22 protein-coding genes are annotated in these 25,882 nt (G+C 58.1%); 15 read left to right on the top strand and 7 right to left on the bottom strand.

From position 1 onward, the window contains the following. Positions 1-27: 27 nt before the first annotated feature. The 3 genes from KUF73_RS00110 to KUF73_RS00100 all read right to left on the bottom strand — a co-directional run bounded on the left by KUF73_RS00110 (position 28) and on the right by KUF73_RS00100 (position 5,045). Entirely contained in the window at positions 28-2,676 is a 2,649-nt protein-coding gene (locus KUF73_RS00110) for an RHS repeat-associated core domain-containing protein (protein WP_256345242.1), read from the bottom strand. Positions 2,677-2,907: 231 nt separating this feature from the next. Then, entirely contained in the window at positions 2,908-4,077 is a 1,170-nt protein-coding gene (locus tag KUF73_RS00105; protein WP_218436031.1) for a patatin-like phospholipase family protein, read from the bottom strand. A gap of 35 nt (positions 4,078-4,112) precedes the next feature. Then, positions 4,113-5,045, bottom strand: coding sequence for a lipid A biosynthesis lauroyl acyltransferase (locus KUF73_RS00100; protein WP_218436030.1), 933 nt, complete (start codon positions 5,043-5,045; stop codon positions 4,113-4,115). Between the two features lie 118 nt (positions 5,046-5,163). Between KUF73_RS00100 and minC the strand changes: the two genes are divergently transcribed. From minC to KUF73_RS00065, 7 genes are all read left to right on the top strand, one after another. After that, the gene (gene minC / locus KUF73_RS00095) at positions 5,164-5,901 is read left to right on the top strand and encodes a septum site-determining protein MinC (protein ID WP_218436029.1); all 738 of its coding nucleotides are present in this window, start codon (positions 5,164-5,166) and stop codon (positions 5,899-5,901) included. A gap of 200 nt (positions 5,902-6,101) precedes the next feature. Then, entirely contained in the window at positions 6,102-6,914 is an 813-nt protein-coding gene (gene minD / locus KUF73_RS00090) for a septum site-determining protein MinD (protein ID WP_218436028.1), read from the top strand. A gap of 3 nt (positions 6,915-6,917) precedes the next feature. Further along, the gene (gene minE, locus KUF73_RS00085; RefSeq protein ID WP_007974947.1) at positions 6,918-7,172 is read left to right on the top strand and encodes a cell division topological specificity factor MinE; all 255 of its coding nucleotides are present in this window, start codon (positions 6,918-6,920) and stop codon (positions 7,170-7,172) included. 179 nt (positions 7,173-7,351) lie between these two features. Then, positions 7,352-7,987: an RluA family pseudouridine synthase gene (locus KUF73_RS00080; RefSeq protein ID WP_046037585.1), complete on the top strand. Its 636-nt coding sequence runs from the start codon at positions 7,352-7,354 to the stop codon at positions 7,985-7,987. 195 nt (positions 7,988-8,182) lie between these two features. Further along, positions 8,183-9,472, top strand: a complete 1,290-nt coding sequence (locus tag KUF73_RS00075; protein ID WP_218436027.1) for a M18 family aminopeptidase — start codon at positions 8,183-8,185, stop codon at positions 9,470-9,472. A 139-nt stretch (positions 9,473-9,611) separates the two neighbouring features. Continuing rightward, positions 9,612-9,788, top strand: a complete 177-nt coding sequence (locus KUF73_RS00070; RefSeq protein WP_218436026.1) for a hypothetical protein — start codon at positions 9,612-9,614, stop codon at positions 9,786-9,788. Positions 9,789-9,866: 78 nt separating this feature from the next. Then, the gene (locus KUF73_RS00065) at positions 9,867-12,026 is read left to right on the top strand and encodes a mechanosensitive ion channel family protein (RefSeq protein ID WP_218436025.1); all 2,160 of its coding nucleotides are present in this window, start codon (positions 9,867-9,869) and stop codon (positions 12,024-12,026) included. A 39-nt stretch (positions 12,027-12,065) separates the two neighbouring features. On the opposite strand, the gene KUF73_RS00060 is transcribed toward KUF73_RS00065, so the two are convergent. Then, positions 12,066-12,779 carry a UTRA domain-containing protein gene (locus tag KUF73_RS00060; protein WP_218436024.1) on the bottom strand — a complete coding sequence of 238 codons (714 nt, stop codon included), beginning with the start codon at positions 12,777-12,779 and terminating at the stop codon, positions 12,066-12,068. A gap of 360 nt (positions 12,780-13,139) precedes the next feature. On the opposite strand from KUF73_RS00060, the gene KUF73_RS00055 reads away from it, so the two are divergent. The 6 genes from KUF73_RS00055 to KUF73_RS00030 all read left to right on the top strand — a co-directional run bounded on the left by KUF73_RS00055 (position 13,140) and on the right by KUF73_RS00030 (position 18,520). Then, entirely contained in the window at positions 13,140-14,204 is a 1,065-nt protein-coding gene (locus tag KUF73_RS00055; RefSeq protein ID WP_218436023.1) for an ABC transporter substrate-binding protein, read from the top strand. A gap of 129 nt (positions 14,205-14,333) precedes the next feature. After that, entirely contained in the window at positions 14,334-15,140 is an 807-nt protein-coding gene (locus KUF73_RS00050; protein WP_218436022.1) for an alkaline phosphatase family protein, read from the top strand. Positions 15,141-15,145: 5 nt separating this feature from the next. Next, the gene (locus tag KUF73_RS00045) at positions 15,146-15,982 is read left to right on the top strand and encodes an ABC transporter permease subunit (RefSeq protein WP_218436817.1); all 837 of its coding nucleotides are present in this window, start codon (positions 15,146-15,148) and stop codon (positions 15,980-15,982) included. Beyond that, positions 15,969-16,769 carry an ABC transporter permease gene (locus KUF73_RS00040; protein ID WP_218436021.1) on the top strand — a complete coding sequence of 267 codons (801 nt, stop codon included), beginning with the start codon at positions 15,969-15,971 and terminating at the stop codon, positions 16,767-16,769. The genes KUF73_RS00045 and KUF73_RS00040 overlap by 14 nt, the downstream gene beginning before the upstream one ends. Continuing rightward, positions 16,766-17,755, top strand: a complete 990-nt coding sequence (locus KUF73_RS00035; RefSeq protein ID WP_218436020.1) for an ABC transporter ATP-binding protein — start codon at positions 16,766-16,768, stop codon at positions 17,753-17,755. The genes KUF73_RS00040 and KUF73_RS00035 overlap by 4 nt, the downstream gene beginning before the upstream one ends. Before the next feature lie 111 nt (positions 17,756-17,866). Then, a complete protein-coding gene (locus KUF73_RS00030) occupies positions 17,867-18,520 on the top strand; it encodes an HAD family phosphatase (protein WP_218436019.1) in 654 nt (217 codons plus the stop codon). 93 nt (positions 18,521-18,613) lie between these two features. Here the strand turns inward: KUF73_RS00030 and KUF73_RS00025 are convergent, their stop codons facing one another. Further along, the gene (locus tag KUF73_RS00025) at positions 18,614-19,576 is read right to left on the bottom strand and encodes a zinc-binding dehydrogenase (protein WP_218436018.1); all 963 of its coding nucleotides are present in this window, start codon (positions 19,574-19,576) and stop codon (positions 18,614-18,616) included. Positions 19,577-19,714: 138 nt separating this feature from the next. Here KUF73_RS00025 and KUF73_RS00020 point away from each other — a divergent pair, with 138 nt between their 5' ends. Both KUF73_RS00020 and KUF73_RS00015 read left to right on the top strand, forming a co-directional pair. Further along, positions 19,715-21,796 (top strand): carboxy terminal-processing peptidase, encoded by a 2,082-nt coding sequence (locus KUF73_RS00020; RefSeq protein ID WP_218436017.1) that lies wholly within the window; start codon positions 19,715-19,717, stop codon positions 21,794-21,796. A gap of 145 nt (positions 21,797-21,941) precedes the next feature. Beyond that, on the top strand, positions 21,942-23,732 hold the full coding sequence (locus KUF73_RS00015) for a bifunctional diguanylate cyclase/phosphodiesterase (protein ID WP_218436016.1): 1,791 nt from the start codon (positions 21,942-21,944) through the stop codon (positions 23,730-23,732). Positions 23,733-23,768: 36 nt separating this feature from the next. Here the strand turns inward: KUF73_RS00015 and KUF73_RS00010 are convergent, their stop codons facing one another. Both KUF73_RS00010 and KUF73_RS00005 read right to left on the bottom strand, forming a co-directional pair. Next, positions 23,769-24,143 carry a hypothetical protein gene (locus KUF73_RS00010; protein ID WP_218436015.1) on the bottom strand — a complete coding sequence of 125 codons (375 nt, stop codon included), beginning with the start codon at positions 24,141-24,143 and terminating at the stop codon, positions 23,769-23,771. Continuing rightward, positions 24,136-25,882 (bottom strand): RHS repeat-associated core domain-containing protein (locus tag KUF73_RS00005; RefSeq protein ID WP_218436014.1); only part of this gene is annotated, 1,747 nt, incomplete at its 5' end. The genes KUF73_RS00010 and KUF73_RS00005, both read right to left, overlap by 8 nt.

Below are 25,882 nucleotides of genomic sequence, written 5' to 3'. Positions count from 1 at the left end.
AGCGGTGCTGATTCCAACATGATGACTCTATAACGATATCGAGGCTCGACGGCCCGGACATACTTTCGACCAGCCACTATGATCAGCAACCCCTTCACGAATACCGCGTAGGAACAACAAATCCGGATCCCCCGTGAGATTAATAAACATTCCCTTACGCTCAACAGGTACCCGATGACCGAAATCTTTTACGTTGATACTTGCCATTGAATTAGAACGATCTTTATTTAAAGAGTTCGGCCCAGTCAACAACATGGTCCCATCATAACGCGCGCCCGGCTCACTTCTTTTGATAGTCCAGACAACTTTAGCTAGTTCTTTGTAGTCATCAATCATTTCTGCCATAAGTTTTTCCCCGTGCGAAAAACCAGGTATTGCCACCAATATTGAATTTGAGATCAGGCGACCATTGTGCTCTTCCCAGATTGTAGCCGCAAAGCCGTCTGGGGCTTGTGGGCGGCTAATTCGGCCGCTGGGTATGGCAACATCAACATCCATGTACAGTCCTCCATATACGTAAAGCGCAGCTATTCTAAAAATATCACTCGCCGCGGCAATGTTCCTGTAAGGGCCATTACTTTCACGGAGAAACAATGATTCCACACGGCTGACTTGCGGCGCTATTTTTGCTAAACCTTCAAATACCTTACTGGACTCATTTATATGAAGATCTCGCCCGTATTGACGGGCCAGTGTACGGTATGCCGGATCATCGCTGGTTTCCATTGTGGATAATGTATTCAAAATATGGGCGGTTTTGTCGGTCCATACATTCATTTGGTACTCAGGGTTATATTTTTTGAAGGTCAGTATGTTACTGAGGAATGCAGGATTGATATTCCCTCCACCCCAATAATAATGAGCAATGGTTGGCACTGCATTCTGACCTTCTTCATCCACCCAATTGACCGGATTATTGAACAGCGCAATAAAAAAATTCACACCATCAACTGCCCCAGCAGGATCCGCACTCACCCACCGCTGCAACCACGGTGCGTAGTACCGATACCCATAATAATAAAGCCCTGTCGCGTCCCGCTCCTTCCCCGAATAACGAATCGTTTTGTACCTGTCTTCAACCTCGCTGGAACCGGCCCATATCGCCGTACCACCAAACGCGTAATAAACCTCTCGACTCAACAACGCACCCCACTCATCCAGTTCCAGTGTGCAAGAGTTCAGATGGTCACTCAGGCAATAACGCAGTTGATCGATAGGTACACCTACGGGTGGTTTCGTGACCCAACGCAAAACACGAACATGACTCAGGCCCGCCTCGACACTGACAACATGCCGCTCTTCACCCGTAGCCGTATCGCGATGAATTTCCAACCCCGGCAAGTAGCGAACGTCCGCAACCAGCGTGCGACGCGCAGCTTCAATGAGTCGGACCTTTCGCAAGCGATGTCCTGGGCTGTCATAGAAATAACATTCTGTGTCATCACGCCCGTCCGCGCGCCTGACCATCGTGACCCTGCTTAATTGGTTGCGCATGTCCCAGCACATCCGTTGACCGCGCAACAACGCCAACTGATTGCCGTTGGCGTCAAAACCATCGGCCAGATTTTCCCTGTCCGCGACGCTGCGATTGCTGGCCGGCGACGTGAACATCTCGAAGGTCTCCTCACCACTGTGATGCCGCGTTTGCAAGTTACCGGCAGCATCGTAGTTGAAGGTTTGGGTGTAGTTGCGCAGCTGGTTGGGGTCCAGCGGCGTGGTTTGCCAGATGGGTAACGCGGGGCCGAAACCGGGCTGACTGACTTCCCTGCCAGTGGCTTCGATCAGTTGATAAAGACTGTCATAGCCGTAGCAATTGACCGGATCGATACGTTGACTATTGAAGTGTTGGGTTAACTGGGCCTTGTCTTCAATGCTTGTGATATTGCCGACCGGATCGTAAGCATAATTCAAATCCTGAAGCGGCTTGCCTTGGGCATCGCGAGACTGCAATTGCAGCAATCGTCCATCATCACCGGCGTGTCGAGCAGTGGTGACGACGCCATTTCCCGCCCGTTCGCTGATACTTCTGCCGAAGGCGTCGTAATGGATTTCACTGACCAACAACCGAGGTGCTTCTAAAGAACCCGCCAGCATCAGCCGGGCCTCGCTTAACTGACCCGCCCGGTCGTAAGCGAAAAATCTGACGTTGCCCATAGCGTCACTCTGACAGCGCATATCCCCCGAAGGACCGTACCGCTGCGTCGTCTGAAAAACCTTGTCTTCCAGTCTGGCCTCGGCAAACTCGGACGACCAATCCGGCGGTTCCAGATCGACCATGAAACGAGTCTGCTCCAACAGCGGCAAACCACCCACACCGTATTGGCAGAGGCTGCGACGGCCGGCCGGATGGTCGTGGCGAATCGGTTGACCACATTGGTTATGGTCCGCGAACTCGGCTCCTGCACCGCCGTATGCAAAGCGCTCGGCGACGCGTGGCGAGTCATCCTTCATCTGCTCCGTCACGGTTGTCGGGCGCTGAAGTTCATCGTACTCAGTGTGACGCTGACTCCCGCGACCGTCCCAGAACGAGTGCGCCTCACCTGCCTGATCCAGCAAGTTCAGTTGCCAACCGGCATCGACGCTGTCCACCAACAAAGGCCGGCCTTGCAGATCAAAGGTGTTTTCGAGGTTCGGGTTCGGCGCAGTTCCCCACAATCGCGGGTCCCAGGAAGCCACGCACCGTCCGGCTGTATCGAAGTGGGTGCGGGTGATACGGGACTGAATACTTGGGTCCAACGGATGACACCAATAGGCGATATTTCGCACAGCCAACCCACGCGGGTCCACTGCCGATATCGTCGGCGTGTGAGCATCAATCCATCGAGCAACCGCCATCTTCCAACCCTCTGACCGAGGGTTTCAATTTGCTCGAAAAACCTACCCACATCTACTGACAGAACTGACAGTTCAATCGCTTTCAGTCACCGAAAGCCCAAGAAACCGGCATAACTCGTCCTTCTTGGCCAACGCATCCCGTCGCCCCAAATCAATCAACTCGCTGCAATACCCCGCCTCGAACAGCAGATAACTCAACACCCCCGCCCCACTGGTCTTGGTCGCGCCCGGCCCGCGCAAAAACAGGCGCAGCGCCGCCGGCAGTTCCTGGCGATGACGTGCGGCTATTTCGTCGATCGGCTGACTCGGCGAAATCACCAGCACCTCCACAGGTGCCACGCCCAATGCACGGGTCGGCGTGCCATCGGGCATGAGATGGCTGAATTGATTCAAACGCTGCAGCAACTCGATGTCGCTTTCCAGGCTGTCAATGAACGTACTGTTGAGCATGTGCCCGCCGATCTGCGCCAGCGTCGGTTGTTGACCGGTGTAGGCACGTTGCAGCGGCTGCTCGGGGTCGACGCCGCGCGGGTTGCCGCTGACGCCCACTACCAGCACGCGACTGGCACCCAGGTGCAGTGCCGGACTGATCGGTGCCGATTGGCGCACCGCACCATCGCCGAAATACTCCTCGCCGATTTTTACTGGAGCGAACAACAGCGGAATGGCCGAACTGGCGAGCAAATGATCAACGGAGAGTTGTGTGGGGATGCCAATCCGTCGATGACGCAACCACGCGTCGATGGTCCCGCCCCCTTGATAGAAGGTGACGGCCTGGCCAGACTCATAACCAAACGCGGTGACCGCCACGGCATGCAGTTGCTTTTGCGCGATGGCGTCGGCGATACCGCTCATGTGCAACTTGTCGCTGAGCAATCCGCGCAGCGGTGAGCTGTTGAGCAACGCTACCGGGAGTTGGGCGCCAAGGCCGAGTAAGCTGTGGCTGACAAAGCGGCTGGCCTGACGGATAACTCCCGGCCAGTCGCTGCGCAACACCAGATGGCTACGAAAGCCCTGCCAGAACGCCGTCAGTCGCTCGATGGCCGCGCGAAAATCCGTCGCGCCGCTGGCCAGGCTGACTGCGTTGATCGCACCGGCCGACGTGCCGACAATCACCGGGAAGGGATTGTCCGCGCCCAACGGCAGCAACTCGGCAATCGCCGCCAGCACACCCACCTGATAGGCCGCCCGAGCCCCGCCGCCGGAAAGAATCAACCCTGTAACCGGTTCAGCAGGACTCATCGCAACACTCCATGGTGCTTATCGGGATCGATTGATCAACCGCGTTTGGCGTACAGCTTGGGCTCGCCGGGTGGGCGGCTCTTGAAGCGGCGATGGGCCCAGAGGTATTGCTCCGGACATTCACGCAGAACTCCTTCGATCCACTGATTGATGCGCAGGCAGTCGGCTTCTTCGGTTTCGCCGGGGAAGCCTTCAAGCGGTGGGTGAATCACCAGGCGATAGCCGCTGCCATCCGCCAGACGTTCCTGGGTGAACGGCACTACGAGCGCCTTGCCCAGACGCGCAAATTTGCTGGTAGCGGTAACAGTCGCCGCCTGGATGCCGAACAACGGCACGAAAATGCTCTGCTTGGCGCCGTAGTCCTGATCCGGTGCGTACCAGATCGCCCGGCCGGCCCGCAGTAATTTGAGCATCCCGCGCACATCCTCGCGCTCAACTGCCAGCGAATCCAGGTTGTGCCGCTCGCGACCGTTGCGTTGGACATAGTCGAACAGCGCATTCTTGTGTTCGCGGTACATGCCATCGATGGTGTGCTGCTGCCCGAGCAGCGCCGCGCCGATTTCCAGCGTGGTGAAATGCACGGCCATCAGAATCACGCCTTTACCCTCACGCTGAGCCGTCTTCAAATGCTCCAGCCCTTCGACATGAGCCAGTTTTGCCAGACGCTCGCGCGACCACCACCAACTCATGGCCATTTCAAAGAAGGCGATGCCGGTGGAGGCAAAATTTTCCTTGAGTAGCCGCTTGCGCTCGGCAGCGGTTTTTTCTGGGAAACACAGCTCCAGATTGCGCTTGGCAATGCGCCGTCGGTCGCCGGCCAACCGGTACATCAAGGAACCCAGCACGCGACCGGTCCTCAGCAACGCCGGGTACGGCAACTGCACAATCAGCCACAACAGCCCCAGGCCGCACCACAGCGGCCAAAAGCGTGGAGAAAGAAAGGTTGTTCGAAAACGCGGGCGATCCATTAAAGGTTCCGAAAAGACAATGGCCGCGCATTCTACATCGTTCGACCCGGCTTGCGGCCTGCGGGCGTTCTCGTTATAAGTCTCGGCACTTTTAGTGACAAGTCGTTGTATGCCGACCATGAGCCAAACCGAACCGCTAGACCAAGATCCCGTGTTCCAGCTGAAGGGCAGCATGCTCGCCATTACGGTGCTGGAATTGGCCCGTAACGACCTTGAAGGTCTCGACCGGCAATTGGCCGCCAAAGTCGCGCAGGCACCTAATTTTTTCAGCAACGCGCCGCTGGTATTGGCCCTCGACAAATTGCCGGCCAACGAAGGCGCTGTCGACCTGCCGGGCTTGATGCGCGTGTGCCGCCAACACGGTTTGCGCACCCTGGCGATCCGCGCCAGCCGCATTGAAGACATCGCCGCCGCCATCGCTGTCGATCTGCCTGTGTTGCCGCCGTCCGGTGCTCGCGAGCGCACGCTCGACCTGAACGAAGGGGTCGTGGCAAAAAAGCCGGAAAAACCGCCGGAGCCGACCATCAAACCAACGAAAATCATCACGTCGCCAGTACGTGGTGGCCAACAAATTTATGCCCAGGGCAGCGATCTGGTGGTGATTTCGTCGGTCAGTCCGGGGGCGGAACTTCTCGCCGATGGCAACATCCATGTATACGGCCCTATGCGTGGTCGTGTGTTGGCCGGGGTCAAAGGCGACACCAAGGCCAGGATTTTCTGTCAGCAAATGAGCGCTGAACTGGTCTCCATCGCAGGTCATTACAAGGTTTCCGAAGATCTGCGCCGCGACCCTTTGTGGGGTTCGGGCGTACAGGTCAGCCTGTCGGGCGATGTGTTGAACATCATTCGGCTTTAACGGATACTGCCGCATTTTCCAAGCATCTCTGAAACGTAGCGAAAACGGCTCAAACGAAGTAGGAAAAAGGCCAAAAGCAGTGTTTACCGGGGGTAAACGCTACTTACAACCTAACTCCAGCCAAGGCTGTCCGACTGCAGTAGTTTTCAAGAGATGTTTTTCAGGGGCTAAAAGTCCTTTTTCCTTAGGGGTGAAACACCTTGGCCAAGATTCTCGTGGTTACATCCGGCAAGGGTGGTGTGGGTAAGACCACCACCAGCGCCGCTATCGGTACCGGCCTCGCTCTGCGCGGCCACAAAACAGTTATCGTCGACTTCGACGTCGGTTTGCGTAACCTCGACCTGATCATGGGTTGCGAGCGCCGCGTGGTTTACGACTTCGTCAACGTCGTCAACGGCGAAGCCAACCTGCAGCAGGCCCTGATCAAAGACAAGCGCCTGGAAAACCTCTACGTACTGGCCGCCAGTCAGACCCGCGATAAAGACGCGCTGACTGTCGAAGGCGTGGAAAAAGTCCTGATGCAACTCAAGGAAGACTTTGAGTTCGTGGTCTGCGACTCCCCGGCGGGTATCGAGAAAGGCGCTCACCTGGCCATGTACTTCGCTGACGAAGCGATCGTCGTGACCAACCCGGAAGTGTCCTCGGTTCGTGACTCGGACCGCATGCTCGGCCTGCTGGCCAGCAAGTCCCGTCGCGCTGAACGCGGCGAAGACCCGATCAAGGAACACCTGCTGATCACCCGCTACCACCCTGAACGTGTCGAGAAAGGCGAAATGCTCGGCGTAGAAGACGTCAAGGAAATCCTCTCGGTGACCCTGCTCGGCGTGATCCCTGAATCCCAGGCGGTGCTCAAGGCATCCAACCAGGGCGTTCCGGTGATTCTCGACGACCAGAGCGATGCCGGCCAGGCCTACAGCGATACCGTTGACCGCCTGTTGGGCAAGACCGTGGAACATCGTTTCCTCGATGTACAGAAGAAGGGATTCTTCGAGCGCCTGTTTGGAGGCAACTAAGCAATGAACCTTTTTGACTTCTTTCGTGCCAACAAAAAGCAAAGCACCGCGTCGGTAGCGAAAGAGCGTCTACAGATTATCGTGGCGCACGAACGCGGCCAACGCAGTACCCCGGATTACCTGCCGGCCTTGCAGAAGGAACTGGTCGAGGTGATTCGCAAGTACGTCAATATCGGGTCCGATGACGTGCACGTCGCACTGGAAAGCCAGGGCAGCTGCTCGATTCTGGAACTCAATATCACCCTGCCAGATCGCTGAGTCGATCCGGCTGGAGCCACGGCGGCTCAGGCCCTCCAAGCCTTGTAGGCACTGCCGCAGGCTGCGATCTTTTGATCTTGTCTTTTTTAAAAACAAACTCAAAAGATCGCAGCCTGCGGCAGCGCCCACAGGGGCGAGGGTTCTGAGCCGCCGTTGGCGTTTGTTACGAGGCTGTTTTAATGCCGTTGTCCAATATCCATATCATCCACCAGGACGCCGCCGTACTGGTGGTGAACAAGCCGACCCTGTTGCTCTCCGTGCCCGGCCGGGCCGACGACAACAAGGACTGCCTGATTACTCGCTTGCAGGAAAACGGCTACCCGGAGGCGCGAATTGTCCACCGACTGGACTGGGAAACCTCCGGCATCATCCTGTTGGCCCGCGACCCCGATACGCACCGTGAACTGTCTCGGCAATTTCACGACCGCGAAACCGAAAAAGCCTACACCGCACTGTGCTGGGGCCAACCGGAACTCGACAGCGGCAGCATCGATTTGCCGCTGCGCTACGACCCGCCGACCAAGCCACGCCATGTAGTCGATCATGAGTTCGGCAAACATGCCCTGACCTTCTGGCGCGTGCTGGAACGTTGCGGCGACTGGTGTCGCGTCGAACTCACGCCAATCACCGGTCGCTCGCACCAGTTGCGCGTGCACATGCTGTCGATCGGTCATCCGCTGCTGGGCGACGGGCTGTACGCCCACGAACAGGCACTGGCCGCCTGGCCACGACTGTGCCTGCACGCGAGCATGCTCAGCTTCACTCATCCGCAAAGCGGTGAGCGTTTGCGCTTTGAGTGCCCGGCGCCGTTCTAAGCGCAAACACCCCCTGTAGGAGCGAGCCTGCTCGCGATGGTCGTCATCAATGACGCTGCAAACCTGATACCCCGTGGGGCTCTCAGGTTCATCGCGAGCAAGCTCGCTCCTACAGGAGAGCTTCCCCACCATCAGCCCACCGCCACTTCCCTGACCAATACGTTAAACTGGCGCCATTGCTGTCTGGAGTTTCTTATGCGCGAAGAGTTGAACCAAGGCCTGATCGACTTCCTCAGGGCCTCCCCTACCCCGTTTCATGCCACCGCCAGCCTTGTTCAGCGTCTGGAAGCGGCGGGCTACCAACGTCTCGACGAGCGCGAGCCGTGGAACACCGAAGCCAATGGCCGTTATTACGTCACTCGCAACGACTCCTCGATTGTAGCGATCAAAATGGGTCGTCATTCGCCACTGCATGGCGGCATTCGCCTGGTCGGTGCTCACACCGACAGCCCGTGCCTGCGGGTCAAGCCGCAGCCGGAACTGCAACGCCAAGGCTTCTGGCAGTTGGGCGTCGAAGTCTATGGCGGTGCGCTGCTGGCACCGTGGTTTGACCGCGACCTGTCCCTCGCCGGCCGCGTGACCTTCCGCCGTGACGGCAAGGTCGAAAGCCAATTGATCGACTTCAAGGCACCGATCGCAATCATCCCGAACCTGGCCATTCACCTCAATCGTGAAGCCAACATGGGCTGGGCGATCAATGCCCAGACCGAGTTGCCACCAGTGCTTGCGCAGTTTGCCGGCGATGAGCGCGTAGATTTCCGCGCCGTACTCACCGACCAACTTGCCCGCGAACACGGCCTGAACGCCGACGTCGTGCTGGATTACGAGCTGAGCTTCTACGACACCCAAAGTGCTGCTGTCATCGGCCTGCATGGCGACTTCATCGCCGGCGCGCGGCTCGACAACCTGCTGTCGTGCTATGCCGGTCTGCAAGCGTTGCTGACTGCCGAGACAGACGAAACCTGCGTGCTGGTCTGCAATGATCACGAAGAAGTCGGTTCATGCTCGGCCTGCGGTGCCGATGGCCCGATGCTTGAGCAGACGTTGCGTCGCCTGCTGCCCGAAGGCGACGAATTCGTACGGACCATTCAGAAGTCTCTGCTGGTCTCGGCGGACAATGCCCACGGCGTGCACCCGAACTACGCGGAAAAGCACGACGCCAACCACGGTCCGAAACTCAACGCCGGCCCGGTGATCAAGGTCAACAGCAACCAGCGCTACGCCACCAACAGCGAAACAGCCGGGTTCTTCCGTCACATGTGCATGGCCGAAGAAGTGCCAGTGCAAAGTTTCGTGGTACGCAGCGACATGGGCTGTGGCTCGACCATCGGCCCGATCACCGCCAGCCATCTGGGCGTGCGCACCGTGGACATCGGCCTGCCGACGTTCGCCATGCACTCGATCCGCGAACTGTGCGGCAGCCATGACCTGGCGCACCTGGTCAAAGTGCTGAGCGCGTTTTACGCCTGCCGCGAGTTGCCGTAACCCCCATAAATAAATCGCTACCTTCGGCGTATCATGTAGGAGCTGCCGCAGGCTGCGATCTTTTGATCTTAAATACAAAATCAAAAGATCGCAGCCTTCGGCAGCTCCTACACAACTCCCCCTCGACAAGGCTGTCGCCATGATTTCGATGTCTTCGTTCCACGCCATGCTGATCCCGATTCTGTGCGGGATGATCCTGCTGGCAGTCGGCTTCAATTTCCGCGACAAGAACGCCGGCGTATTCGCCATGTGGATCGGCATGCTGACGATCCTCGCCACCGTGGTGTTCAAGATTCTCGCCAAACTCAACGAATAAATTCCCACCCCCGACTCGCATTGATTTTGACGGGCTCGTACACTCGGTCGACCCGCTCACCCCGAGGTTGACCGCCTAGTGTTCGCTCGCCTGTTCGCCCTACCGTGCTTATTCCTTGTCTGCCTCATGACGTTGCTGCCAATGGCGCCCGCTCAGGCGGTCGGTTTGCCGAGCCTGCTCAACAGCTCGGCGAAAGCCCAGCCCGAAGCGCAGGAGCCCCTTGGGCAATCCCTGGACGAGGTGATCAAATCGCTGGAGAACGATCAGCAGCGAAGCAAGTTGCTGGCGGATCTGAAGAAGCTGCGCGACGCTACGAAAAAGGCGCAACCGGCAACCGAAGAAGGCGTTCTAGGTCTGATTGGCGGAACACTGGCCAGTTTCGAAAAGCAGTTTTCCGGTGCCGACAGCCCGATCACTCGCTGGTCCAACGAGTTCGACCTGGCCAAGGACGAACTGGTGGCACTGGCGCTGCCAGCCAATGAATGGCTGCCGATCGTCTTCGCTTTCGCCATGATCCTGATGGTCTGGAGCTTGCTCGCGGCGGCGCTGATCTGGGTCAGCCATCGGGTGCGCATGCGCTTCGGTCTGACCGAAGAGCTGCCGCAACATCCCAGAGCGCTGGACATGTTGCGCTTTGCCCTGCGCAAACTCGGGCCGTGGCTGATCGCGCTGGTGATCACGGTGTACATGAGCTACGCCTTGCCTTCGTCTTTGGGCAAAAGCCTGGCCATGGTGCTGGCCTATGCGCTGGTGGTGGGCACCTGTTTCTCGGCGATCTGCGTGATCGCCTTTTCCTTGCTCGACGGTCCGCACCGTCACCGCGCCTTGTACATCCTGCGGCACCAGGCCTTTCGCCCGTTGTGGCTGATCGGCAGCTTCGCCGCGTTCGGTGAAGCGCTGAACGATCCACGACTGGTCGAGAGCCTTGGCGAGCATCTGGCACACACCGCTGCGACCGTGGCCAACGTATTGGCGGCGCTGTCCACGGGATTATTCATCTTGCGGTTCCGCCGCCCGATTGCCCACTTGATCCGCAATCAGCCGCTGTCGCGGCGTCTGACCCGCCGCGCCCTCAGCGACACCATCGATATTCTCGGCACCTTCTGGTACGTCCCGGCACTGGTATTGGTGGCCATTTCGCTGTTCGCCACTTTTGTCTCGGCCGGCGATACCAGCACTGCGTTGCGTCAGTCGCTGATCTGCACCGTGCTGCTGGTGTTGTGCATGGTCATCAATGGGCTGGTGCGCCGTCATGCCCTCAAGCCACAACGCGGTCTGAAGCGCCACGCACTGTACTCGGAGCGCCTGAAAAGTTTCTTCTACACCCTCGCCCACTTGCTGGTGTGGCTGGCGTTTATCGAACTCGGCTTGCGAGTCTGGGGCATGTCGCTGATCCGCTTCACTGAAGGCGAAGGTCATGAAGTCAGCGTCAAACTGTTCAGCCTCGGCGGCACGCTGATTTTTGCGTGGCTGATCTGGATTCTCAGCGACACCGCCGTGCACCACGCCCTCACCCGCTCGCGCAAAGGCCTGGCCAATGCCCGGGCGCAAACGATGATGCCGCTGATCCGCAACGTATTGTTCGTGGCCATTTTCATCATTGCGCTGATCGTCGCGCTGGCAAACATGGGCATGAACGTCACGCCGCTGCTGGCCGGTGCCGGCGTGATCGGCCTGGCCATCGGCTTCGGTGCGCAATCGCTGGTGGCCGACCTGATTACAGGATTGTTCATCATCATCGAAGACTCCCTGGCCATCGATGACTACGTGGATGTCGGCGGCCACCTCGGCACGGTCGAAGGCCTGACCATCCGCACCGTGCGTCTGCGCGATATCGATGGCATCGTCCACACCATTCCGTTCAGTGAAATCAAAAGCATCAAGAACTACTCCCGGGAATTCGGCTACGCGATCTTCCGGGTTGCAGTACCGGCCAGCATGGACATCGACAACGCGATCAAACTGATGCGCGAAGTTGGCCAGAAGATGCGCACCGACCCGTTGCAACGGCGCAATATCTGGTCGCCACTGGAAATTCAGGGGGTAGAAAGTTTCGAGTCCGGTAATGCGATTCTTCGCGCCCGGTTCAAGACCGCACCGATCAAGCAATGGGAAGTGTCGCGGGCGTTCAATCTGTCGTTGAAAAGACATCTCGATGAAGCGGGTCTGGACCTGGCAACACCGCGAATGAGCGTGCAAGTCATCACCGCCGGTGGCTCCCCAGAACAACCCCTGTAGGAGCAGCCTTCGGCAGCTCCTACACAACGCACAGCGTTGTCAGACCACATCCACGCCAACATGAATCGCATCATGCCGCCAAAATTCCAGGTCACAGTCGATCAGGCGCTCATGTTGATCGTAGTTAACCCTGGCAATCTGCAATCCCGGACTCCCCACCGATACCCGCAATGCCGCGGCCGCATCCACCGATAGCGCCGTCGGCACGATCTCGAAACGTACCCGCCCGTAATGCAAATCGTAATGCCGCGCATACAGCTCGGTGATCGACTGATTCAAATCGAACTCAAGAATCGCCGGAAAGTACTGCGGGTTCAGATAGTGCTCCACGTACAGCACCAACCGCCCATCGATACGCCGCGAGCGGCAGATCTGAATCACGCTCGACAGCGCCGGTAACTGCAACCAGGCGCACACCGCCGCCGACGCCGGCTGCAATCGTGCAGAAATCACCTCAGTGGATGGCACCCGCCCCTGGGCGCTGACCATCGCGTGAAAGTGGCTGCGTTGCATCAGGTTGTAGGCCAGCCGTGGCGGCGAGACGAACCAGCCACGGCGCTCTTCGCGATAAATCTGCCCTTGGGCCTCCAGCTGCAACAACGCCTCACGCACGGTGATCCGCGTGGTTCCGAACAACTCACTGAGCTTGCGCTCGGCTGGCAATTTACTGCCCGCCGCCAATAGCCCGTGGTCGAGCTGTTCCTGAAGCACCTGGCCAATGGCTGTCACCGCTTTTGTAGCCTCGTCGCGCATCAACGTTACCTATCTGGACTAGACCAGCACTGTTTCGGGGCAGAACCGCACATCAATTCGGTTCAATCAACGTCCTGCAAGCGTAGGCAGTGCAGATGACTGAGAGATGACAAGTTACCGAACGGTCATTTCGATGCTCATTAAAAAGCGTGCAATACATCGGCCAGATCCTTGCGTAGCGGGCCTTTGGCTATGGTCTACGCTTACCGGGCAACCACCAATATCGTGTGAATAAAAGTCATGACGGGCGACGAACGACATCAAAGTGTCATCGAGCCCCCTTAAATTGGCTCAGGTATTGCTGACCTAGACCAACACAATCGCAATCGCAGCGTTGAAAACGCCCATAGGAGCTTCGGAATGAAACAGCTTTTCCTGGCATCACTGTTAGGCTCGACCATTGCCATGTGCACCGCCGCCATGGCGGCTGATGATTTGAAAACCCTTGAAGCCGCTGCGAAAGCGGAAGGCGCAGTCAACAGTGTCGGCATGCCCGATGACTGGGCCAACTGGAAAGGCACCTGGGACGACCTGGCCAAGACCTACGGCCTGAAACACATCGACACCGACATGAGCTCGGCCCAGGAAATCGCCAAGTTCGCCGCTGAAAAAGACAACGCCAGCGCCGACATCGGCGACGTCGGTGCTGCCTTCGGCCCGATCGCGGTCAAACAAGGCGTGGTGCAACCCTACAAACCGTCTACCTGGGATCAGGTTCCAGACTGGGCCAAGGACAAGGACGGTAACTGGGCACTGGCCTACACCGGCACCATCGCCTTTATCGTCAACAAAAAGCTGCTGCACGGTTCCGATGCACCGACCAAGTGGGCTGACCTCAAGAACGGCAAATACAAGGTTTCCATCGGTGACGTAAGCACCGCCGCTCAAGCCGCCAACGGTGTACTGGCCGCGGCATTGGCCAACGGTGGCGACGAGAAAAACCTGCAGCCAGCACTGTTGTTGTTCGCGGATATCGCCAAACAAGGTCGCCTGTCGATGGCCAACCCAACTATCGCCACCATGGAAAAAGGCGAGATCGAAGTCGGTGTGGTCTGGGACTTCAACGGCCTGAGCTACAAGGCCAAGATGGCCAACCCGGATGACTACGTGGTGCTGATTCCGTCCGACGGCTCGGTGATTTCCGGCTACACCACCATCATCAACAAATACGCCAAGAACCCGAACGCCGCCAAGCTGACCCGCGAGTACATCTTCAGCGACGCCGGCCAAACCAATCTGGCGCGCGGCAACGCCCGTCCGATCCGCGCCGAACACGTGAAACTGCCGGACGACGTGAAAGCCAAGTTGCTGCCTAACGAGCAGTACAAAGGCGTGACACCGATCAAAGATGCGGATGCGTGGGAGAAGACTTCCAAGGCGCTGCCTCAGAAGTGGAACGAAGAAGTTATCGTCAACATGCAGTAATGCTGCATCTGTAGGAGCTGCCAAAGGCTGTGATCTCTTGACTTTGTTTTTCAAGATCAAAAGATCGCAGCCTCGTTTCGCTCGACAGCGCCTACGCCGTTCAGTTTTGATTTCGGAGTCATCGCCCCTATGAAGCACAACGTCATCCTTGTCGTGCTCGACGGTCTCAACTACGAGGTTGCCCGACACGCCATGGGGCACCTGCAGGCTTACGTCGGTGCAGGACGCGCAGCGCTCTACAAACTGGAGTGCGAGTTGCCGGCCCTGTCCCGACCGCTTTACGAATGCATTCTGACCGGCGTTACGCCGATCGACAGCGGCATCGTGCACAACAATGTCTCGCGCCTGTCCAACCAGCGCAGCATCTACCACTACGCCAAAGACGCCGGCCTGAAGACGGCCGCTGCGGCTTATCACTGGGTCAGCGAGCTGTATAACCGTTCGCCATTCGTAGCAGCCCGGGATCGCCATACCGACAACCCCGATCTGCCGATCCAGCACGGCCATTTTTACTGGAACGATCACTACCCTGACTCGCACCTGTTCGCTGACGCGGAAAATCTTCGCCTGCGCCATGCGCCGAATTTTTTACTGGTCCACCCCATGAATATCGACGACGCCGGGCACAAGCACGGTCTCGACACCCCGCAATACCGCAACACCGCACGCTCGGCCGACATCATCATCGCCGACTACCTGCAAGGCTGGCTCGACGCCGGCTACCAGATACTGGTAACCGCTGACCACGGCATGAACAACGACCGCTCCCACAACGGCTTGCTTCCCGAAGAACGCGAAGTGCCGCTGTTCGTCCTCGGCGACGCCTTCAGTTTTAACGCCAGCGCGGCACCGAAGCAGACCGAAATTTGCGGCACCGTCTGCGAGTTACTGGGCGTGCCCCACGACAAACCTGTGTGCCGGGAGCTGCTCAAGTGAACACAATGACTCGCGGCAAATGGCTGGCAGCCTTATGCCTGGTGCCCTTCGCACTGTTCTTTATCGTGTTCGAAATCGCCCCATTGGTATGGGTGATGATCAATAGCCTGGAGTCTGAAGAGTTCGGCTGGGGTCTGGCCAACTTCACAAAAATCTTCAACTCGAAGTTTTACTTGCAGGCGATCCAATACAGCCTTGAGATCAGCTTCTGGTCCAGCGTGTTCGGCATCATCATCGCAGTGCTCGGCGCTTATTCCCTGCGTCGTGTCGACTCGAAGCTGCGCAACTTCGTGAATGCCTTCGCCAACATGACCAGCAACTTTGCCGGCGTGCCATTGGCCTTCGCTTTCATCATTTTGCTGGGCTTCAACGGCAGTTTCACCATCATGCTGAAGCAGGCCGGGATCATTCAGGACTTCAACCTGTATTCGAAAACCGGGCTGATCATCCTCTACACCTACTTCCAGATCCCCCTTGGCGTGCTGCTTCTCTATCCGGCATTCGACGCCCTGCGCGAAGACTGGCGCGAGTCCGCCGAACTGCTCGGGGCCAACGGCTGGCAGTTCTGGCGCCACATCGGTTTGCCGGTGCTGACCCCGGCGCTGCTTGGCACCTTCGTGATCCTGCTGGCCAACGCCCTCGGCGCCTACGCCACGGTGTACGCCCTGACCACCGGCAACTTCAACGTGCTGCCGATCCGCATTGCGGCGATGGTGTCCGGTGACATTTCCCTGGACCCGAACCTGGCCAGTGCCCTGGCGGTGGTGCTGGTGGCCTTGATGACCCTGGTAACTATCGTGCATCAGCTGCTGTTGAAGAGGAGCTACCATGTCTCGCGCTGAATTGGGGCCCGTCGGTGTCTATCACCGGGTAGTGGTTTACCTGCTGTTTGCCATTCTGTTACTGCCGCTGCTCGGCACCTTTATCTACTCGATCGCCAGCAGTTGGTCGGCGACTATCATGCCCAGCGGTTTTACCCTCAAGTGGTATATCCAGTTGTGGAGTGACCCGCGCTTTCTCGGGGCTTTCGGCCAATCGCTGCTGGTTTGCATTGGCGCACTCATCCTCTCGGTGGTGCTGATTCTGCCGCTGCTGTTCGTGGTGCATTACCACTTCCCGAAACTTGATGCGTTGATGAACATCCTGATCTTGCTGCCCTTCGCCGTGCCGCCGGTGGTGTCGTCGGTGGGGCTGTTGCAGCTCTACGGCTCCGGGCCGTTTGCGATGGTCGGAACGCCATGGATTTTGATCGGTTGCTACTTCACCGTGGCGCTGCCATTCATGTACCGGGCGATTACCAACAACCTGCAAGCCATCAATCTGCGTGACCTGATGGACGCCTCCCAACTGCTCGGCGCCAGCACCTGGCAAGCGGCGATCCTGGTAGTGCTGCCAAATCTGCGCAAAGGTTTGATGGTGGCGCTTCTGCTGTCGTTCTCGTTCCTGTTCGGTGAATTCGTGTTCGCCAACATCCTCGTCGGTACCCGTTACGAGACCCTGCAGGTCTACCTCAACAACATGCGTAACAGCAGCGGCCACTTCACCAGCGCGCTGGTGATTTCCTATTTCTTCTTTGTGCTGGTTCTGACCTGGGCGGCCAATATCTTGAACAAGGACAAAAGCGAATGAGCTATGTCAGCGTCCAACACCTTCAGAAAACCTACGCGGGCACCACGGTGTTCAGCGACATCAATTGCGAGATCCAGAAAGGCGAATTCGTCACCCTGCTCGGCCCGTCTGGTTGCGGCAAGTCCACCCTGCTGCGCTGCATCGCCGGCCTGACCTCAGTGGATGCCGGCAAGATTCTGCTCGACGGCAAGGACATCGTACCGCTGAGCCCGCAGAAACGCGGAATCGGCATGGTGTTCCAGAGCTACGCGCTGTTCCCCAACATGACCGTGGAACAGAACGTCGCCTTCGGCTTGCGCATGCAAAAGGTCAACGCCGACGACAGCCAGAGGCGTGTTGCCGAAGTGCTGAAACTGGTAGAACTCAATGACTTCTCCGCTCGCTATCCACATCAACTGTCCGGCGGCCAATGCCAACGCGTCGCCCTCGCCCGCTCGCTGGTGACCCGGCCACGCCTGTTGCTGCTGGATGAACCGCTGTCAGCCCTCGATGCGCGGATTCGCAAGCACTTGCGCGAACAGATTCGTCAGATCCAGCGTGAACTGGGCCTGACCACGATCTTCGTCACACACGATCAGGAAGAAGCCCTGACCATGTCTGACCGCATTTTCCTGATGAATCAGGGAAAGATCGTACAAAGCGGCGATGCCGAAACCCTGTACACCGCACCTGTGGATGTTTTTGCCGCCGGTTTCATCGGCAATTACAACCTGCTGGATGCCGACAGCGCGACAAAGCTATTGCAACGGCCGATCTCGCACCGCATTGCCATTCGCCCCGAGGCCATCGAACTGAGCCTCGATGGCGAACTGGATGCACTGGTGCGCAGCCACAGCCTGCTGGGCAACGTGATTCGCTACCGGATTGAAGCCCGGGGCGTGGAATTGGTGGTGGATGTGCTCAACCGCTCGGCGTCCGATTTACACCCCGATGGTCAGCGCCTGGCAGTTTCCATCGATCCGACGGCACTGTGTGAGGTAGCTTAAGAGCAGCTGCAAGTTTCAAGCTATAAGCTTCAAGTTGTAGACTGCCGACCACTAAATCCACTTCTTGCAGCTTGAAGCTCGAAGCTTGCAGCTGTTCTCAGAGAGAACCCGATGGCCCTGGCAATTTTTGATCTGGACGAAACCTTGATCCACGGCGATTGCGCCACCCTCTGGAGCGAGCAAATGGGTCGCCTGGGCTGGGTCGATCCCGAGTCGTTCATGCGCAAAAACAACGAATTGATGGACGCCTACAGTCACGGAAAATTGCGCATGGAGGATTACATGACCTTCAGCCTGGAGCCGATGATTGGCCGCACACCAGAAGAGGTCGAACACCTTGTCGGCCCGTGGGTGGAAGACTTCATCGAACCGATCATCTTCAGCGACGCCACCAAAGCCATCGCCGCCCACCGCAAGGCCGGCGACCGGATTCTGGTGATCTCGGCGTCAGGCACGCACCTGGTCGGCCCGATTGCCGAGCGCCTGGGCATCGACGAGATTCTCGGGATCGAACTGGAAGTAGCTCATGGGGTTTATACGGGCAACACCGTCGGCACCCTGACCTACCGCGAAGGCAAGATCATTCGGTTGCTGGAGTGGCTGGACGCCGAAGAAGAAAATCTTGAGGGCGCGAGTTTCTACTCCGATTCGCGTAACGATTTGCCGTTGTTGCTGAAGGTGGATTTCCCGCATGTGGTGAATCCCGACCCGGTGTTGCTGGAGCAGGCCGAAAAAGCCGGCTGGCCAATCCATATCTGGAAATAAAAGCAAAAAATCGCAACCTGCGTCAGCTCCTACAGGGACCATTTCCATGTAGGAGCTGCCGCAGGCTGCGATCTGTTCAAAGCCACCCCGGTATCAGGTCAGGCTTTCATCAATCACCAACACCAATTTCCCCGCCACCTTGTTACTCGCCAACGCCGCAAACGCCGCTTCAGCGTCCTTGATCGGGAAAGCCCTGGCCAGTTGCGGGCTCAAGCGCCCTTCGGCAAACAACGGCCAGACATGTTGGCTCAGATCGCTGAACAGATCCGCCTTGAACTGATCGCTGCGGCTACGCAGGGTCGAACCCAGCAGTTGCACACGTTTGGCCAGCACCTGCGCCAGATCAAGCTTCGCCTCGCGGCCACCCATCAGACCAATCAGCACCCAACGGCCATCAGCCGCCAGTAACTTCAGGTTCAGCGTTGCGTAGTTGCCGCCCACCGGGTCGAGAATGACGTTGAACGGTCCCAGGTCGCTCAAGCTCTCCAGATCGGAGGTGCGCACCACGCCACCTTGCGCACCGAGGGCTTCGCAATAGGCCAGACGCTCGGCGGACCCAACGCTGACCCAGCACGGGTTACCGAACGCTTTGCATAGCTGAATGGCGGCTGAACCAATTCCACTTGCTCCGGCGTGCAGCAGAACTTTCTCACCCGGTTTGAGCGCAGCGAGTTGAAACAAATTCAACCAGACAGTCGCATACACTTCGGGCAAGGCTGCTGCTTCGGCCAACGACATTTCGTCGGGAACCGGCAGCACGTGCCGTCCGTCGACAACCACCTCTTCGGCCATCCCGCCCCCGGCCAGCAAGGCGCAAACCCGATCGCCCAGCTGCCAGGACGACCCTGGGCCGACCTCGCTGATCACGCCTGAACACTCAAGACCCAGCACCTGACTGGCCCCCGGCGGTGGAGGATACAGGCCTGCCTTCTGTAATAAATCGGCGCGATTGAGACCCGCTGCCGCCACTCGAATGCGAACTTGCCCTACATCACATGTAGGACTCGGCTCTTCTAGCCACTCCACTTGACCGTCAACGCCTTGCAATGCCTTCACAGTGCCTCCATAGTGAGTCTGGACTGAGCCCGAAGCTGTAGCGCCGGGCTTTTTGCATTATGCGACCGGCCCTTGTGGAACCGGCGACTTCAAAGACGGCCTAATATGCGTTATCAATTGTCCCCGCGTCGAATCAACATGAAGCGTTTGTTCCCCAGCACCGCCCTCGCCCTATTCATCGGTATCGGCTTATTGCCGATGTCGAGCAATTCATTCGCAGCCAATAGCTGGGACAAGCTTCAACCTGATCGTGACGAAGTCATCGCCAGTCTGAACGTCGTTGAGTTGCTCAAGCGCCACCACTACAGCAAGCCGCCGCTCGATGACGCGCGCTCGGCGATCATCTACGACAGCTACCTCAAGCTGCTGGATCCGTCGCGCAGCTACTTCATGGCCAGCGACATTGCCGAATTCGACAAGTGGAAGACCCAGTTCGACGACTTCCTCAAAAGCGGCGACCTCAACGCCGGCTTCACCATCTACAAGCGCTACCTGGACCGCGTCAAAGCGCGTCTGGACTTTGCCCTTGCCGAGCTGGACAAAGGCGTCGACAAGATCGACTTCACCTCCAAGGAAACCTTGCTGATCGATCGCAAGGACGCTCCTTGGCTCAAATCCACCGCAGAGCTGGACGACCTGTGGCGCAAACGCGTCAAGGACGAAGTGCTGCGGATGAAGATCGCCGGCAAGGATTCCAAACAGATCCAGGAAACCCTGACCAAGCGTTACAAAAATCAATTGGCCCGTCTGGACCAGACCCGCGCCGAAGACATCTTCCAGGCGTACATCAACACCTTCGCCATGTCCTACGACCCGCACACCAACTATCTGTCGCCGGATAACGCGGAAAACTTCGACATCAACATGAGCCTGTCCCTGGAGGGCATCGGCGCCGTGTTGCAGAGCGATAACGATCAAGTGAAAGTCGTGCGCCTGGTTCCAGCAGGCCCGGCCGACAAGACCAAACTGGTCGCCCCGGCCGACAAGATCATCGGCGTTGCCCAAGGCAACAAAGAGATGGTCGACGTAGTGGGCTGGCGCCTGGATGAAGTGGTCAAGTTGATCCGCGGTCCGAAAGGCACCGTGGTGCGCCTGGAAGTGATCCCGGCCAGCAATGCGCCGAACGACCAGACCAGCAAGATCGTGCCGATCACCCGCGAAGCGGTGAAGCTTGAAGATCAGGCCGTGAAGAAGTCAGTCCTCAACCTCAAGCAGGATGGCAAGGACTACAAGCTCGGCATCATCGAGATCCCGGCCTTCTATCTCGACTTCAAGGCTTTCCGTGCTGGCGATCCGGATTACAAGAGCACCACTCGCGACGTCAAGAAGCTGCTGACCGAACTACAGAAAGACAAGGTTGACGGCGTGGTCATCGACCTGCGTAACAACGGCGGCGGTTCCCTGCAGGAAGCCACCGAATTGACCAGTCTGTTCATCGACAAAGGTCCGACCGTACTCGTGCGCAATGCCGATGGCCGCGTCGATGTCCTGGAAGATGAAAACCCGGGTGCCTTCTACAAAGGCCCTATGGCGTTGCTGGTCAACCGTTTGTCCGCCTCGGCTTCGGAGATTTTTGCCGGCGCCATGCAGGACTACCACCGCGCACTGATCATCGGCGGCCAGACCTTCGGTAAAGGCACCGTGCAGACCATCCAGCCGCTGAACCATGGCGAATTGAAACTGACCCTGGCCAAGTTCTACCGGGTCTCCGGCCAGAGCACACAGCATCAGGGCGTACTGCCGGACATCGATTACCCGTCGATCATCGACACCAAGGAAATCGGCGAAAGCGCACTGCCGGAGGCCATGCCGTGGGACACCATCAAGGCGGCGATCAAACCTGCGGTCGACCCGTTCAAGCCGTACATCACGCAGCTCAAATCCGAGCATGACGTGCGGACCGCCAAGGACGCGGAGTTCGTATTTATCCGCGACAAGCTGGCCCTGGCGCAGAAACTGATGGCGGAAAAAACCGTCAGCCTCAATGAAGCCGAGCGTCGTGCGCAACACGCTGATATCGAAGCCAAGCAACTGGTGATGGAAAACATCCGTCGTAAGGCCAAAGGCGAAGAGCCGCTCAAAGAGTTGAAGAAAGAAGACGAAGACGCCATCGCGGCCGAGCCGGACAAGACCAAGCCAGAAGACGATGCCTACCTGAGCGAAACCGGGCGCATTTTGCTGGACTACCTCAAGCTCAACACGGCGGTGGCCAAGCACTGAGGCTTTTCAAGCAAGTGATGGCAATTTAATGCTGACGCGCACCGGAGCGTCATCAAATAGTCATCATTCTGTCGTGAAATAGAGGACTGAGCGTGCTCTCTTACCAAGAGCCCGCCCAGTCCTTTTTTTATCGCCAGAGATCGCCATGACCACAACCGAACAGCTGAGTGCCTTGGGTTCAATCCTGACTCAAAGCGGTTTGCACAGCCTGTTCCAGCCGATCATTTGCCTCTCTCAACGACGAATTCTCGGCTACGAAGCCCTCAGTCGCGGCCCGTCCAACAGCCCTCTTCACTCCCCCCTTGCACTGTTTGCCGTTGCCCGCCAGGCCGGGCGCTTGAGTGAGCTGGAAATCGCCTGCCGTGAAAGCGCCTGCCGACGCTTCAATGAACAGCAACTGCCCGGCAAGCTGTTCCTCAACGTGTCCCCGGAATCCTTGCTCGAAGCCGCGCACCAGCCTGGCCGAACCCTGCAATTGCTGCAGGATTTCGGTATCCCGCCGAGTCAGGTGGTCATCGAGCTGACCGAACAGACCCCGACCGACGACTTCCAGTTATTGCAAACGGCGTTGCACCACTACCGGGCGATGGGTTTTTCCATTGCACTGGATGACCTGGGTGCGGGCTATTCGAGTTTGAGGCTGTGGTCCGAGTTGCGGCCCGACTACGTGAAGATCGATCGACATTTCATCGACGGCATCCACCAGGATGCGCTCAAACGCGAATTCGTCGGCTCAATCCTGCAAATCGCCAAGGCCTCGCGGGCGCAAGTGATCGCCGAAGGCATCGAGTTGCCGGAAGAACTCGCGGTATTGACCGAGATGGGCGTCGACCTGGTGCAGGGCTATTTGCTTTGTCGACCGCAGGAACATCCACCCCGGGATGCCCGCGCCCTGATGCCTCGTCACGACAGCGCCGCCGTGGCGCTGAACGACGAAGCCAGCGACCTCAGCGCTTTGCTCAACGACCAACCCGCCGTGGCCCGCCATACACCCACCGCCACGGTGCTCGAAGCCTTTCGCCGCCAAGCCAACCTGAACTCGTTAGCAGTGCTGGATGAGCAAGGCCAGCCGTGTGGCATCGTCCACAGGCATTCGCTCTCCGACGTCCTGCTCAAGCCGTTTGCCACTGACCTGTTTGCACGCAAACCCATCAGCCGCCTGATGAACGATGACTTCCTCGCCGTCGAGATAAGCCAATCGCTGCAACAGGTCAGCCGCCTGATCACCAGTCGCGCCCGACAACGCATCGAAGAAGATTTCATCATTACCCTCAACGGTAGCTATCTGGGACTGGGCCGTGTGATCGACGTGCTCAAACTGATTACCGAACTGAAAATCCAGCAAGCCCGCTATGCCAACCCCTTGACCCTGCTGCCGGGCAACGTGCCGATCCAGCAATGCCTCACGCGGCTGCTGCAACAGCAAAGGGAATCGGTGATCTGCTACGTCGACATCGACAGCTTCAAACCCTTCAACGACATCTACGGCTACGGCCGCGGCGACGAAGTCCTACTCTGCCTGGCGCAATGCCTGAACGACCGCGTCGACCCGTCCCGCGACTTCGTCGGCCACATCGGCGGCGATGATTTCCTGCTGGTACTCGGCCCCGAAGACTGGCGCAAACGGTTGAATCAGTTACTGGACGACTTCCAAAGCCAATGCCGCCGCTTCTATCGCAGCGAACACCTCGAAGCCGGCTGCTTCATCGCCCCCAATCGCCAGGGCGTACGCCAGGAATTTCCGTTGCTGTCGCTGTCTATCGGCGTGGTGCATTTGCATCCAGAGGCCTGTGGACAACTCGATGCGAGTCTGTTGGCGGAAATGGCGTCGCAGGCCAAACATCATGCGAAGAATGTGCAGGGGTATAGCGTGCATGTGATTGATAGTTTGGCGGTGCAACAGCCGGAAGGGGCTTGGCTGATGGGGCAGCGCTGACTGCGCGCAAAGAGGCACGAACAGACGAACACCTGTTCAGAACGAAACATCAATCCTCTCCACGGCAACCTCTACGTACCTCTTATTAAACTGAGGATATTCGTAGTGAATTCCTTGATCCATAAAGTCGACAAAGGAGTGGAAAACATCGCCATCCAAATATCCAGAAATCACACAAGAAAGACCGTTTCCGGTCATCTCAATCTTTGCATCAGTACCATGTGCCGGTACCAAAAAATTGGCTTCTGGCAACACCATTTCAAACTCAACGTTGTACTGTTTTCCTACCTTGATTTTTGAGGGGCAGTAGCTCGCAAAGCACTTAACAAGTACCCCCTCGACCAGCAATACCATCACGTCTTCGACGACTTCGTCGATTTCGACTACTAGTGCCTCATATGTTTTAGTCATGCGCAGGCTTCACTACCTTATCTTGACTGTCACCATTAATTGTCCTCCAGAAGTCTTTCCCGCTTTTGGTATGTAAAGTCGTGATCTCCTGGCTATTGTTAGTACCCACGAATGCGAACTTTGCCTCCCCCCTTCTATTGTTCCCGATCAACTGTAGATACCCTCCTCGAATCTCACCCTTGTATTCATAATCCACACGGGTGCCGTTATTCACTACATCTCGGGCTATAACTAAATACTCTTCTTTGCTCATAACACCAAATTCAGTGCCATGTTTTTCGTAATGCCTAGCGAGCTTCTCTTCACTACCAAAATCTTGAGGACGTGATTTCGGCGTTGGAACACTGGGCCCGCCATCATTAACTTTAGTCCCGACTACAGTTTCCGGCACCAAACAACCCGGCTTATTCGCCCCCGGACAGTTCCCACTCAACCCCAATGGATCCACCCACCCCGTCGGGTTCGGCGTGTACCGGTAGGCATTCAACCCACCCGCCAGCTTCACCGGATCCGGCGTCAGATAACGCCCGGTGTCCGGGTGGTAATAGCGATGCCGGTTGTAGTGCAGGCCGCTTTCGGCGTCGAAGTATTGGCCCTGAAAGCGCAGCGGTTGTTCGAGGGTTTCACCGCCGCCGTGCTTCAGTTGGCTGAGTTTGCCGTAGGCCGTGTATTGGGCCGACCAGACGATTTCGCCGCCGTAGTCGGTGAGTTCCTGCGGGGTGCCGAGGTGGTCGAGTTGGTAGTAGAACGGGCAGGCCTTTTTGGGGCCTTGGCCATCGAGCAGGGCCAGCGGGCGGAAGCTGCCGGGGTCGTAGACATAGCTGCGGTAGTGCGCGTGGCTGCTTTCGGCGACGAGTTGGTCGCCTTGCCAGAAGAAGGTGGTGGTCTGGTTGTCGACGGTTTTACTGATGCGTCGGCCGAAGGCGTCGTAGCGGTAGGACGCTTGGCGACCGTCGGGTAGGGCAATGCCGATCAGGCGGTGCTGGCTGTCGTAGCGGTAGTCGGTGATGGCGTGGCCGCGGCGTTCGCGGCTCAGGTTGCCGTAGGCGTCGTAGTCGTAACGGCGGTCGCCGTGGCGCCGCAGACGGTTGCCCTTGAGGTGCCACGGGCCGGGGCGGTCGTGGATCAGCAGGTTGCCGGTCGGGTCGTGGCTGAAGTTTTCTGCATCCTGATCACGGGCGTGGCGCACGTGGGTCAGGCGGTCGAGCGGGTCGTATTGGTAACGGCGTTGACCGTGCCGGCTGTCGGATATCTGCAGGAGGTTGCCGTTGGCGCTGTAGGCATAATCGCGGCGGTACAGCGGACGTTGCTGTTGGCGGACGGCATGGGCCTGTAAACGGCCCTGATCGTCGTAGGCGTATTCGCTGGACAGCAGGCCTTGTTGGCGCTGGCGCTCACGGCCATGTTCAAACTGATGGTGGGTGAGCCGTGTGCCATTCAGGTCGATGGCAGTCAACGCCCCGCCTTGCGCGCGGTGATAATCGAGTCGGCTGTTGTCCGGCAGACGCAGGTGCTTGAGCTGGCCGCAAGCGTCGTAGCCATAACGCAGCGTGCCCCAGCCCTGATGCTCGGTGATCAGCCGGTCATGGGCGTCGTACTCGAACTCCAGCGGATGCTCCTGGCCGTCGGCGACGCTGACCAGGCGGCCCAGACTGTCGTAGCGGTAGTCGACCTTGACCCCGTCGGGCAAGGTCTTGACCAGTAGACGCCCGGCACTGTCACGCTGATAAGCCGTGACC

The sequence above is a fragment of the Pseudomonas sp. PD9R genome (assembly GCF_019200975.1).
Lineage (GTDB): Bacteria > Pseudomonadota > Gammaproteobacteria > Pseudomonadales > Pseudomonadaceae > Aquipseudomonas.
This window is presented reverse-complemented; position numbering and strand designations above follow the sequence as displayed.

Bases quoted from the DNA above. Each gene is read 5' to 3' on its own strand.
- KUF73_RS00050 (WP_218436022.1), top strand. From the start codon at position 14,334: ATGAAGCACAACGTCATCCTTGTCGTGCTCGACGGTCTCAACTACGAG.
- KUF73_RS00060 (WP_218436024.1), bottom strand. From the start codon at position 12,779: ATGCGCGACGAGGCTACAAAAGCGGTGACAGCCATTGGCCAGGTGCTT.
- KUF73_RS00010 (WP_218436015.1), bottom strand. From the start codon at position 24,143: ATGACTAAAACATATGAGGCACTAGTAGTCGAAATCGACGAAGTCGTC.
- KUF73_RS00020 (WP_218436017.1), top strand. From the start codon at position 19,715: ATGAAGCGTTTGTTCCCCAGCACCGCCCTCGCCCTATTCATCGGTATC.
- KUF73_RS00040 (WP_218436021.1), top strand. From the start codon at position 15,969: ATGTCTCGCGCTGAATTGGGGCCCGTCGGTGTCTATCACCGGGTAGTG.
- KUF73_RS00045 (WP_218436817.1), top strand. From the start codon at position 15,146: ATGACTCGCGGCAAATGGCTGGCAGCCTTATGCCTGGTGCCCTTCGCA.
- KUF73_RS00070 (WP_218436026.1), top strand. From the start codon at position 9,612: ATGATTTCGATGTCTTCGTTCCACGCCATGCTGATCCCGATTCTGTGC.
- KUF73_RS00035 (WP_218436020.1), top strand. From the start codon at position 16,766: ATGAGCTATGTCAGCGTCCAACACCTTCAGAAAACCTACGCGGGCACC.
- KUF73_RS00015 (WP_218436016.1), top strand. From the start codon at position 21,942: ATGACCACAACCGAACAGCTGAGTGCCTTGGGTTCAATCCTGACTCAA.
- KUF73_RS00055 (WP_218436023.1), top strand. From the start codon at position 13,140: ATGAAACAGCTTTTCCTGGCATCACTGTTAGGCTCGACCATTGCCATG.
- KUF73_RS00105 (WP_218436031.1), bottom strand. From the start codon at position 4,077: ATGAGTCCTGCTGAACCGGTTACAGGGTTGATTCTTTCCGGCGGCGGG.
- minE (WP_007974947.1), top strand. From the start codon at position 6,918: ATGAACCTTTTTGACTTCTTTCGTGCCAACAAAAAGCAAAGCACCGCG.
- KUF73_RS00080 (WP_046037585.1), top strand. From the start codon at position 7,352: ATGCCGTTGTCCAATATCCATATCATCCACCAGGACGCCGCCGTACTG.
- KUF73_RS00075 (WP_218436027.1), top strand. From the start codon at position 8,183: ATGCGCGAAGAGTTGAACCAAGGCCTGATCGACTTCCTCAGGGCCTCC.
- KUF73_RS00100 (WP_218436030.1), bottom strand. From the start codon at position 5,045: ATGGATCGCCCGCGTTTTCGAACAACCTTTCTTTCTCCACGCTTTTGG.
- KUF73_RS00030 (WP_218436019.1), top strand. From the start codon at position 17,867: ATGGCCCTGGCAATTTTTGATCTGGACGAAACCTTGATCCACGGCGAT.
- minC (WP_218436029.1), top strand. From the start codon at position 5,164: ATGAGCCAAACCGAACCGCTAGACCAAGATCCCGTGTTCCAGCTGAAG.